Genomic DNA, 11,120 nt, shown 5'->3' with positions numbered 1-11,120 from the left:
GGCCAAGCGGGAGATGGTATATGAAGCCGCCATGCACAACAGTGCAAGGCCTTATTGGCAGCAAAATCTCCGGACATTATTAGTATTAGATTCACACGACAAACCTGACATGATTAATATTGCTGCAATCGCCCAACCCATCAATCAATGGCGGACTGCGACAATTTCGCTATTAACTCCTTCTCATGTTTTTCAAAGTGCTCTCTATACTTAGGCATTTTGAGAATATTGAATGGCATGCTTTGAAGTTGTCCAACCGCCTCCCTCACCCACTTCGGTGTCTTGTCAAAATAGGTCCAATACCACGTGCAACTTCCGGCACTTGCAGACGTTAATCGGCCATCAAACGTTACAACGGACATTACGTCATAACTATCCTTGGGACAAAAATGGTAGATAACACACTTGCCATACACCTCCTGCCAGAGACTAGGCTCGATTTTCAGCATTTCTTCAACCTTTGAACCCTGTCGAAGTTTCCCTGAATCTAAAGCCCACATGACAGGCGAAGCCGAAGATCGCATTGCCCAATAGTTTACAAGGTCGCTTTTTGACCAGATTCCTTTGGATACACAAAACCTCACAGGCAAGGCAATCACGATTGCGATCAACACAAGAAAGATCGTGATTCTTGGCTGACGATCGAATCTCATGGCTTACCTCTTTAACAACGACCTGTGCCAATCTGCATTCCAATTGATCAATTGACTCTCTACGATCAACAAATCCGTACGACACTGCCAATCAGCCTAAGACCCGTGCGCACATCCATAACCCCATGCTTCTTCGTCGCGAAGAGTCTCACTCAACAGAAAATCATCATGAGCAATCGCACATGGGGATGTGTTCCTTGCGGCAAAACATTTAGAAGATCTCAATCAACCCAGAATTTAGCCTGTCCGCAATGCCATGAAGCCTGCGAGTACGTCCACTGGAAAATACGTGTGCCACCAGCAAAACAGAAGAAAAGATGGATTGACTTTTGGCGACGTTACCGAGAAGAAAAAAGCCTGCTCGCCGCTTACTTCGCTGGCGAACTTCCTGCTGGCATGCACCTTGAACTATTGAACATGAATAGAGATATTAAACTTCACAAGTCATCAAGTAAACAATTATCTGCATTTAAATGGAAAACACAAAGACACCGAACCGACGCTGCAAAACGAAAATGAGGCAATCACTTTCAAAAATGTTGGCAACGATTAACTGACCGCACGAATCAAAAAAAACGACAGCCTCCTTATGTGCCGCTTTAATCTGTAAGACTGCAAAGTAGCATTTTCATCCCGTTACTGGCGACTTGTATGCCATAGAGAAACTTGCAGGGAAATCACATGCAGGGCACAGTTCAAGGTTCTAATAATCAAGTCGTTGTCAGGGATGTCGTACGTGCCCTTGAACAGATTGCCAGCCCGGAGTTGGCTGCCAGTTGGGATAACACCGGGTTGCTGGCCGGAAAACTGGATTGGCCTGCGACCAAAATCCTGACCTGTTTAACGCTGACCAGCGATGTGGCTGACGAGGCCATTCGTCTGGGAGTGCAGTTGATCGTGACCCATCATCCCGTCCTGTTCAAGCCCATCCAGCGAATCACATCGCATACACAGGAAGGCTCAATGCTGCTGGATCTGATCCAGGCACGAATTGCGGTCTATTCACCTCATACTTCGTGGGATGATGCCCCCACCGGGATTAATCAGCAACTGGCAGAGCGCCTGGGACTGACATCGATTGAGCCACTCCGTGTGAAGCCTTTAGAGGCAGCCTGCAAAATCATCACTTTTGTCCCGTCTACCTCGCGAGAACACGTGCAGAATGCTTTGTGGAAAGCTGGTGCGGGCACGATCGGTGAGTACGGACGCTGTAGCTTCTATCATTCTGGAACTGGAACATTTCAAGGTTCCGAAGCGACCAATCCCACCGTGGGACAAGCCGGAAAGTTTGAATCTGCTCCTGAAGAACGGTTGGAAGTGATTTGCCCTAAAAATATTCTGGAGAGTGCCCTTCAAGCTCTTCGTCAGGCACATCCCTATGAAGAACCCGCCATTGATGTCATTGCGCTGGAACCACTCAGCGGTTCGTGGGGAAGCGGCCGCAAAGGCCGACTCACCGAGCCTATGCCACTCAAACAGTTTGCTGAGATCTGCCGGGATGTTTTGAATGTCAGTCACACAATCGTTGTGGGCAAGGCTGATCGTCCTGTTCAACGCGTGGCGGTCGCGTGTGGTTCTGCGGCAGAATACCTTTCCGACGCACGCCGCGCGGGTTGCGATCTGTTCGTCACCGGAGAAGCACGCTTCCATGCCGGGCTGGATGCGCGAAGCCATCACATCACCATGATTCTCGCTGGCCACTATGCGACCGAGAAATTTGCCATGCAAAGCCTGGCCGAGCGACTCATGGCCACCTTCCCTGACCTTGAAGCCTTTTCCAGCAATGTGGAAACCGACCCTTTCTGGTTCTGTTGAGAGACTGTCACTCAGAATGCCAATGAGGGACATGACGCCTGCCACAAACGACAGGCATCATGTCCCTCGCATATCTCGGGTTGAGATGATCGGGCTTTATTTGGTGAGAAACCGGTCGAGCGCAGGCGTATTGCCAGCCTGTCGTTCAATCCCACGGTCAGAGTTCGCCGCCAGATGACGAAGAATGCCGTAGATGGCCTCGATCTGATCTGTCCCAGACTGCTGAGCAACTTCTTCGGCTGTGATCGCCGTTGAACTGGCTCGCAGAACTTTCACCGCCTGGGCCTGAAGATTCAGAATCGTGGCAGCAGCTTTCTTTCCCGCCTCAACCCCCGGCTGATGATAAGCGTTGATGTTAATCAACTCGGCATACAGGCCAACCGCTCGCTCATACAGCGCGATCAAGGCTCCAATGGTGCTCGCATTGACTTCGCCCACAGTGATTGTGATGGAATCACGGCCACTTTCATACAAAGCCGTGCGAGTTCCTGCATAGAAACCATAGAGATAGTCACCTGAAGTGACACCCGGATCAACTTCGATCGACTTGCCAGAACGGTCTTTCAGCACTTCGATAAATGTCACAAAGAAGTTATTCAGACCATCCCGCAATTGCTGCACATAGGCATGCTGGTCGGTCGACCCTTTATTCCCATAAACCGCGATCCCCTGGTTAACGATGTTTCCTTTGCGATCCAGTTCTTTCCCCAGCGACTCCATCACCAACTGCTGAAGATATTTGCTGAACAGCGCCAGGCCATCCTTGTAAGGGAGCAGCACCATGTCCTTGCTGCCCTTCCCTTGCCCGCAGTGATACCAGGCGAGGGCCAACAGCGCAGCAGGATTATCGTTGACAGCAGGAATCCGCGTCAGCGAGTCCATTTGGCCAGCCCCTTCGAGCAAGGCGTCAATATCCAATCCCTGCAACGCCGCAGGAACAATCCCCACGGTCGACATGACAGAAGTTCGTCCACCGACCCAGTCCCACATGGGGAAGGTTTTGAGCCAGCCTTCACTCTTAGCCGTCTGATCGAGTTTGCTTCCGTCTTGTGTGATGGCAGCCGCTTGTGGAGCGAAAGGAATGCCCGCAGTTTTGAATGCCGCCTGGACTTCCAACATCCCATTGCGGGTTTCTGGTGTGCCGCCTGATTTGGAAACCACGACCACCAGCGTCGTGGCCAATCGCGGCTTCAAATGTTCCAGCACCAGATCAATCCCAGCGGGATCGGTGTTGTCGAAGAACGACATTTTCAACTTATCGCCCGAACTGCTCAGTGCCGTCGCCACAAACTGAGGCCCAAGCGCTGATCCGCCAATTCCCACGAGCAGAACGTCAGTGTACTTGCCCCCTGCCCCTTGAATCTGGGCACTATGCACGGCCTTCGCAAACTCTTTCACATCAAGAATCGTGCCCAGAATGTCGGCTTCAAGCTCAGGTGTCGGAGCCAGATGAGGCGCCCGCAACCAATAATGACCGACCATGCGGCCTTCATCTTTATTAGCAATCGAACCTGCTTCCAGTTGGGCCATCGCACTGAAAGCCGTAGGAAACAGACCTGCAATCGCTGCCCGCTCAGCAGGACTCATCCGCACACGGCTAAGATCGAGGGAGAACCTCAGATCCTCATTTTGATAAAGATTGTCGCTGTACTGAGCCCATCGAGTTGCCGCGGATTCTTCTGCCATCGTTCGATCCTCGTTTTTCAGCCAGACTCTCAACATTTCCGACGATGGCGAGAATCGTACCAATCCGCATGGAAAACCTGTAGAGCCGGGTTTGCACAGATTGATGGCCTCACGAAAGATTTGCGGGAACCCGCAATCTTGAACGAGACGACGCATGGCCAGACTTCGAGCAGAAACCGCTCAGAACGAGAAACCTGTCCGGGAATTCCGCGTTCCCCTGAAAATGCGGAGTGAATGCGCGACAGAAAGTGTAATGGGACATCGCATTTCTGTGGGCGGTGTGTTGCGTGATGGAGAAGTTGTCATCGCTATTTAATCTCAGGGAACCCTTCCCAGAGTAAAGTTCCATCAGGGGCCTTGACCGTGAGGTTTCGCCACTTGGCAGAAGATCCGAAGGTGTTCAGTCCAAGCATTCCCTTAAGGAACGTGCGATCCCGGAAAGCAAACAGGGGGGAACCATCAACCGAAATGCGAACGAAGCCCCCCCGAGCCTGAATGTCAATGCGGTACCAGCGGTTGTTTCTGGTAGGAAAGTCCACTTGTTGAGCCACCAACGTCTTTTGTTCATTGACCGCTTTGTAAATGGCAGCCTTACCATCAGCTCCTCTGAGATAAAGGATATAGAAGTTGTGCGTGTCCTGCGCACCGCGAAATAAGATGTGCCCGGACTCCTGGCCAGTGAGAGTCATCATTTCGAGGCTCAGGTCGAAATCAGTCCAATCGGGACTGCCAAAGAAGAGCTTACTGTTCCCCGTTTTGGTTTGGATAAACTCCCCATTTTCCACGCGATATTCACCACGCCATGCGCCGAAAAAAGGTCGCGAAGGGCGCCGACTCACCGAGACGGGATCACGAAGTTTCCTCTGGGCAAGAACCGTATTGTCATCTTTTCTTTTGAGAAACTCGCCATCAACGTTGACCTCCACCGGAGTCCCACTGAAGAGATTGTCCAGGAGATACGTCGAGTGGCTCACAGGGCGCCAACTCATGGTCTTTTTGACAGGTGTACCGTTCTTGTCCATCCCTTCTGCGGAACCATCCCAGTGCAGATCGACAACCTCCCAGTCCAGGGAGGGTTGCTGTGGATTTAATTTCCAAAGCCCCACGATGGGCTTGCTGGAAGCCCAGGGACTGATCGGTTCATTGGAATCAATTTTCGTCCAGGTCTTTTCCCATGGCGGGACAGTCGCGCGGTTTCCATCCACACGCAAGCTATTGATGGATTTCCCTCCGCTGAAACGGATGGAATATGTTCCGTCAGAGGCCTTTGTCCAACGAAATGGCACGCCCTGATAAAGGAGGCCGTCGTTTTCAACACTGACTTTAATCTGTTTGAGCGCCTCGGAATCAACGAGACATACCCCTGTCAGATCTTCAAGGAACTGAAGCTTGGCCGGAACCTGGCGAGGGCTGACAAATCCGTTCCACGTTCCAACGACAGGCTCCATCTGGTGGCTGGAACTTTCCGCAGAAGGTGCGGAGGTGTTCTCATCTTTTTGTCGAGATACTGGCCTGCGGCGAAGCTCGCTGGAGTTTTCACCTGCCGTGGCGGGAATCGTTTCAGCGACAGAAGCCAACGGTTCCTGCGCCGCTGGTGTGGAGCGATTGACATCGCTGGTTTTCTTAAACCATGGCAACTGGAAACTCAGCAAAGCCATGCCTCCAAAGCCCAAGCATAAAATCACCATAACACCTGCAAAAGTCCGAGTAATGCCGCTCTCTTCCCCTACGACTTTCCCGCCTCGAGACTTGACTCGGGAGGGTGTCGCATAGGAATCGACACGGCGATTTTTCCGACGCTTTGCATAGAGGTTCAGTTGCTTGTCGTATTTTCTTCTCATGTCGTCATTGAGTAGCGTGAGTTCCGCTTCACTAATGCGATAGAGAATTTCTGCGACTAAAGAATCGTACCCCTCTCCTTTTCGGGACTCTACGTAACTCCGGCGCTGCTCGGTTGCCGCGCGAATAACGTCCGGATCTTCTTCATCCAACGAAATCGCCAGAAGGTCATAGTGTGTGGGAGGTCGAATTTTCGATGAGATCCCAAGCCATTTACGATAGGCATCAAAGTCATCCTGAGTTTGATGAGATATTTTCTTTTGCTTCGCGACATGATCTTGCGGCTCAGCAATTAAGTGATTGGGATTAACAGAAGGTTCAACCGGAGGGGCAATAGCATTGGGAGTGCCGCTGCGTATTTGCCGGTCAAGCAATTCAACGACTTCCTGTGCCGAGGCAATCCGTTCGGCAGGCTTCTTGACATGCAGTTTGGCAATCAGTTCGACCAGCCATTCGGGAGTTTCCGGGATGATCTGCGGGATTGGGCGCGGGGCGTCCAGCACGACCCGCTTTAACACTAAAATGATCGATGAGGCCCGAAAAGGTGGGCGACCGCTACACATGACGTAGAAGACGCTACCCAAACTGAAAAGATCGGATCGATGATCAATACTTTTTCCTTCGGCCTGTTCCGGAGACATATACATCGGCGTGCCGGCGATCACGCCGCTTTGTGTGAGGCTGGCATCATCGGCTGTTCGAGCCAGGCCGAAATCGGTGATTTTCACCTGATTGCGGCCGCTTTCCAGAAGAATATTTGCCGGCTTGATATCCCGATGAATCAATCCCTGGGCATGTGCTGCAGCCAGACCACTGGCAATCTGACGAGCAATGAGAAGTATTTCCTGAACATCCAGCGGCCCGGTGCGATCGAGTTTCTGTTGCAGACTTTCCCCATCGATGTATTCCATGACGAGAAAGGGCAACGGTTTTTCTTCGACGGCGTAGATACTGACCACATTTTCGTGGCGGATCGCTGCTGTGGCTCGGGCTTCTCTGACAAAGCGTTTTCTTGCGGGTGAGGTGGTTGATAACTCAGGCCGCATGGTCTTAATCGCGACAAGGCGATGCAGTCTTTCGTCAATCGCTTTAAAGACAATCCCACAGCCACCAAATCCTAAAACCTCTTGAATCTCGTAATGGAGCAGTCGGCCCAGTGAGCCGGGTTTTGAGGACTTTTGCAAAAATGACAGATCAACGTCCATCGGTTTCTTTTTCGCCCTCTCCTGATGATTCTGGCTATCGACAATCGGCTTGGCAGCGGCAATGCCAAGAAATTCGCCGGATTGCTCATGAGCGGCGATTAACCCCTGAATCTCTTGAACGAGGGCCTGATTATTGCCACAGGCTCTGGCGATATAGGCTGCTCGTTCCTGCAGATCAGAGATTTCGATTGCAGCGATAAATATCTCCTGAGTTTGCATCGACAGTGTCTTTCAAGGCAAGCAGGAAATGATCTACTCCATGATTCGTTCGCACTGAAAATCCCAATGCAAGCCATCACTATCGATAAATGTCCCTGACCATTCCCCTCGCTTGTCAGCCGAGAGCCAGGCACCTCCCTTGATGATCATCGGAGGCGCCCCACGTTCGGTAAAAACTCGGAAACTTGTAAACTCAATCCGTACTTTTTTCTTGTCTCCAGCGATTTTTTTCCCAACGACCATTTTATATTCTTCAGCGTCTCGGCTTTCTTTCTGATATAAGTTTTTTCCCATCACCCGATATTTCCCACGCACAGATTTTCCACCGCCAGCTTTGGGTGTCATCGAGAATCGCCAGATTGCGCCGTCGACCATTCCTCCATCAGCACCTTGCGCAAACAGACTTGTATTCACACCGACAGTGATCGCCGTGACAAAAGCGGCTAGACACAGAGTATTCCAAACAGTAGTCACACGAGTCTTCATAAAAGCGTTCTCCACAATACAAAATTAACACGTTCTGAGGGATCGGTGCCCAGGGCAGATGCCTCTGACAACTGACAGTGCGAGATTGTCACAAGAAACTGGCCACGCTTTTTGAGATTTTTCGGTTTTCGCGTTTCTCAAACTCAGAGGGCGACAGGCCGGGTGCCGGGCTTGTAGCATTGGGCAAGCATGTCTTACACATCCCTCAAGGCACCGTTGATTTTCTGGCAACAGGATAACCACTGACAACGCAGAGCCAATAGCTACGCGCCCCCATCAACCGAATGCAACACCTTCTCTCAATGGGAGAAGGATTGAACTCCCTCCCCCGTTTGTCGGGAGAGGGCTGGGGTGAGGGGCATTAGCCTCTGCATTTGAGATAGCTATCGATCAGACATCGTCGATGGCGATGTGCTCCCTTTCATCGAGAGCAACGCGTCCTCCTCATCCGGCCTGCAGCCACCTTCTCTCAATGGGAGAAGGATTTGGGAGCTTCCTGACAGACTCAAACACCTGACCTTCAAAATATCTTTGCCTTTTTCATGGATGAGGCAGATACTCAGAAAAGAGAGGTCGATCATCCCTGGTCGACCTGTCAGGATCACTCGCTCTCAATCACGCGCTTCTGGGGTCAATCCATGAATATCAATCAACCCTCCGATCTCTCCCAAAGCACGGTGGCTTCTGGCCAGAGCGGGCCAACTGACTCTTGTGGGCCAGCCTGTCGTTGTGATTCGGTGCCGCCGCTGGATTTGACGCAGCCCTTAGATTTGACGCAACCGCTGGCTTCAAGACGAATCTTTGTCAAAACAGCCGCCCTGGCTTCAGCCGCAGCCATGGTGACGGCAGGCGGAGCATCATCACAACTCTTTGGCGATGATCTCAAGGAAAAGACCACGCCCCAGAGCCAACAGGATCAACCGGGCCAACCAGAAAATCTGGTCAAGTCGCTCTACAAATCACTGACGCCCGAGCAGAAAGAAGAATGCTGTTACGATTGGGATTACAAAGACGATCGTGGCTTGCTTCGTGCCCATGTCTCGAACAACTGGCAAATTTCCGACGCCAATATCAGCGGCAAGCTCTTCACAAAAGATCAGCAGAACATGATCGAAGCCATGTTCTGGGGACTCTATCATCCTGACTGGCATGCGAAGATTAAAAAGCAACTCCAGGATGACGCTGGCGGATATGGCAAGCACCAATCGATTGCTCTGTTTGGCAATCCCGAAGAAGGCCCCTTCCAACTGGTGATGACCGGCCGCCACCTGACCATCCGTTGTGATGGCAACACAACACCTCATGCGGCCTTTGGCGGGCCTGTTTTTTATGGCCATGCGGCAGAATCATTCAACGAAGATCCCGGTCATCAGGGAAATGTCTTCTGGCCTCAGGCTCTCAAAGCCAACTCGCTCTATCAGATGCTGGATGGCAAGCAAAGAAAACAGGCCTTGATTGATCAGGCACCAGCAGAAGCAAAAGTTCATTTTGCAAAAAGCAATCAAGCCCCGACGGGCTTAATGGTCTCGGAGTTGTCTAAAGATCAACGGGGAGTGGCAGCCGATGTTCTGGCGACATTGGTCGAACCGTACCGACAGGTTGATCGCGATGAAATTGAGAAATGCCTGACTGCCAATGGCGGGTTGGATCAATGCCGCCTGTCATTTTACAAGTCGGGCGACTTGGGAAAAGATGGTGTCTGGGACAACTGGCGACTGGAAGGCCCGAGTTTTGTGTGGCACTTCCGCGGCGCACCACACGTGCATGTGTGGGTCAACATTGCCGATTCAGCCGACTTCAAGATCACAACACAGGGCTGATGAGATTGATCTGAAGTCTTAGGCGTAATAGGCTTGCCCGTTACGCCTCAGGGCCTCATAGTAGTCGTTGCCTGGAAGGCGTTGATACCCCCTCCTCACGCTGATCGCCGTGGCGTTTTTCACCCGAGTGTGAAAGCCTCCCCCGCGTTCAGTGCTTCACGGTGAATCACGAGTGGATATTCAGCATCTGTCGTCACATGCCAAACGCCTTCAACCAGGCGTTCGCCCGCTGGAGCGGGAATTCCCCAAGTTGGCCCTCAGCCAATTGACATTAATTCGCATGCCCTTTGAGGAAGCGATCCATCAATTCCGGGCTGAAGGGTTCCGCTCGATAGGACTCTGGCGGCCACGCCTGGAGGACTTTGGCGAAGAGCGCGCAGCACTGCTTCTCAACGAACAGGGAATGACGGTCTCATCCCTCAGCTTCGCCGGGGGATTCACAGGGTCTCACGGGTATCGCTACACAGAAGCGATCAATGATGGTTTTGACGCTTTGCGTCAAGCTTCGATTGTCGGAGCAGAAACGGTGGTTCTGGTGGCGGGTGGGCTTAACGGCCATATCACCAAGCATGCCCGCCGCAATGTGGTCGATGGCATCAAGGCACTTTCAGAACGAGCAGAGCAACTCAACATCAAGTTGGCGCTGCGTCCCATGCGACGCACGTTTCATCACACGTGGTCATTCCTTAACACCTGCGATGAAACGATCGACATCCTCGAGAAGATCCAATGCCCCCACGTGGGTCTGGCAATCGATCTTTATCATTGCGGCCTGGATCTGGACTGGCGGAAATCACTTCGGCAAATTGCTCCTTATACGTCGCTTGTCTTTGTGAACGATCTTCCCTGCCCCAACTCCACGGAATACGAAATGTGCCTTCCCGGCGAGGGGATTCTGCCGATCCGTTCGATTCTGGAAGAAATGGTCATCGGGGGATTTGATGGGAAGTTTGAAGTTCACATCTGGTCGGAAAAGCTCTGGGAGCTACCACCAGCAAATCTTTTTGCCGGTGTGCGAGAATCTTTGGCAAGGGTCTGGCCCGCGGCTTGGGAAAGTTGGGCACGAGCGTACCGCCAATCCTCGTCACTCAGTGGTCTGATCTCTCCACCTGACGAAAGTCCTATTCAACCCGCAATTCGTCCTGAGGATTAAGCCGTCGAAACCGAAATCAGGTCTGGAAGTCAGGGTAAACCGGTTCATGCCGGGAATTACTTGTTAAAAAAAAGAAAAAAGGGACTGTTCTGGCTCTGTGGCGTTGTTTACTCCCGCCTGTCTTGGTGAAATCCATGAAGACACACATGATCCACATTGATATGAAAAGTTGAAGAGATTCTGTCTAAAAACAATCTTTCTTTTTTTGTGGTTTCTCTGCCCGCCTGAACCTCCTGCCTTGGCC

The 11,120-nt window shown here is 51.7% G+C and carries 9 protein-coding genes; 5 read left to right on the top strand and 4 right to left on the bottom strand.

Annotated elements, in window-relative coordinates; translation table 11 throughout:
* Positions 1 to 140: 140 nt before the first annotated feature.
* Positions 141 to 653 carry a hypothetical protein gene (locus tag SH287x_RS02370; protein ID WP_479516841.1) on the bottom strand — a complete coding sequence of 171 codons (513 nt, stop codon included), beginning with the start codon at positions 651 to 653 and terminating at the stop codon, positions 141 to 143.
* Positions 654 to 821: 168 nt separating this feature from the next.
* Between SH287x_RS02370 and SH287x_RS02365 the strand changes: the two genes are divergently transcribed.
* On the top strand, positions 822 to 1,172 hold the full coding sequence (locus SH287x_RS02365; RefSeq protein WP_479516840.1) for a hypothetical protein: 351 nt from the start codon (positions 822 to 824) through the stop codon (positions 1,170 to 1,172).
* Positions 1,173 to 1,334: 162 nt separating this feature from the next.
* Complete coding sequence (locus tag SH287x_RS02360; protein WP_479516839.1) at positions 1,335 to 2,468, top strand: Nif3-like dinuclear metal center hexameric protein; 1,134 nt, start codon at positions 1,335 to 1,337, stop codon at positions 2,466 to 2,468.
* 96 nt (positions 2,469 to 2,564) lie between these two features.
* Here SH287x_RS02360 and SH287x_RS02355 read toward each other — a convergent pair whose 3' ends face one another.
* Positions 2,565 to 4,154: a glucose-6-phosphate isomerase gene (locus SH287x_RS02355; RefSeq protein WP_479516838.1), complete on the bottom strand. Its 1,590-nt coding sequence runs from the start codon at positions 4,152 to 4,154 to the stop codon at positions 2,565 to 2,567.
* A 154-nt stretch (positions 4,155 to 4,308) separates the two neighbouring features.
* On the opposite strand from SH287x_RS02355, the gene SH287x_RS02350 reads away from it, so the two are divergent.
* Positions 4,309 to 4,470, top strand: a complete 162-nt coding sequence (locus SH287x_RS02350; protein WP_479516837.1) for a hypothetical protein — start codon at positions 4,309 to 4,311, stop codon at positions 4,468 to 4,470.
* Here SH287x_RS02350 and SH287x_RS02345 read toward each other — a convergent pair.
* Both SH287x_RS02345 and SH287x_RS02340 read right to left on the bottom strand, forming a co-directional pair.
* Entirely contained in the window at positions 4,463 to 7,417 is a 2,955-nt protein-coding gene (locus tag SH287x_RS02345; protein ID WP_479516836.1) for a protein kinase domain-containing protein, read from the bottom strand. The genes SH287x_RS02350 and SH287x_RS02345 overlap by 8 nt on opposite strands.
* A gap of 33 nt (positions 7,418 to 7,450) precedes the next feature.
* Positions 7,451 to 7,903 carry a hypothetical protein gene (locus SH287x_RS02340; protein ID WP_479516835.1) on the bottom strand — a complete coding sequence of 151 codons (453 nt, stop codon included), beginning with the start codon at positions 7,901 to 7,903 and terminating at the stop codon, positions 7,451 to 7,453.
* A gap of 638 nt (positions 7,904 to 8,541) precedes the next feature.
* On the opposite strand from SH287x_RS02340, the gene SH287x_RS02335 reads away from it, so the two are divergent.
* Positions 8,542 to 9,723: a DUF3500 domain-containing protein gene (locus tag SH287x_RS02335; RefSeq protein WP_479516834.1), complete on the top strand. Its 1,182-nt coding sequence runs from the start codon at positions 8,542 to 8,544 to the stop codon at positions 9,721 to 9,723.
* Between the two features lie 172 nt (positions 9,724 to 9,895).
* Positions 9,896 to 10,876 (top strand): sugar phosphate isomerase/epimerase family protein, encoded by a 981-nt coding sequence (locus SH287x_RS02330; protein ID WP_479516833.1) that lies wholly within the window; start codon positions 9,896 to 9,898, stop codon positions 10,874 to 10,876.
* Positions 10,877 to 11,120: the final 244 nt, after the last annotated feature.

It is taken from the genome of Planctopirus sp. SH287, from assembly GCF_056500625.1.
The sequence above is the reverse complement of the archived record's forward strand: the minus strand, read 5'-3'. Positions and strand labels throughout refer to the sequence as shown.

Excerpts from the sequence above, each read along its gene's own strand:
- SH287x_RS02370 (WP_479516841.1), bottom strand. The coding sequence starts at position 653 with ATGAGATTCGATCGTCAGCCAAGAATCACGATCTTTCTTGTGTTGATC.
- SH287x_RS02365 (WP_479516840.1), top strand. The coding sequence starts at position 822 with ATGAGCAATCGCACATGGGGATGTGTTCCTTGCGGCAAAACATTTAGA.
- SH287x_RS02355 (WP_479516838.1), bottom strand. The coding sequence starts at position 4,154 with ATGGCAGAAGAATCCGCGGCAACTCGATGGGCTCAGTACAGCGACAAT.
- SH287x_RS02360 (WP_479516839.1), top strand. The coding sequence starts at position 1,335 with ATGCAGGGCACAGTTCAAGGTTCTAATAATCAAGTCGTTGTCAGGGAT.
- SH287x_RS02350 (WP_479516837.1), top strand. The coding sequence starts at position 4,309 with ATGGCCAGACTTCGAGCAGAAACCGCTCAGAACGAGAAACCTGTCCGG.
- SH287x_RS02345 (WP_479516836.1), bottom strand. The coding sequence starts at position 7,417 with ATGCAAACTCAGGAGATATTTATCGCTGCAATCGAAATCTCTGATCTG.
- SH287x_RS02335 (WP_479516834.1), top strand. The coding sequence starts at position 8,542 with ATGAATATCAATCAACCCTCCGATCTCTCCCAAAGCACGGTGGCTTCT.
- SH287x_RS02340 (WP_479516835.1), bottom strand. The coding sequence starts at position 7,903 with ATGAAGACTCGTGTGACTACTGTTTGGAATACTCTGTGTCTAGCCGCT.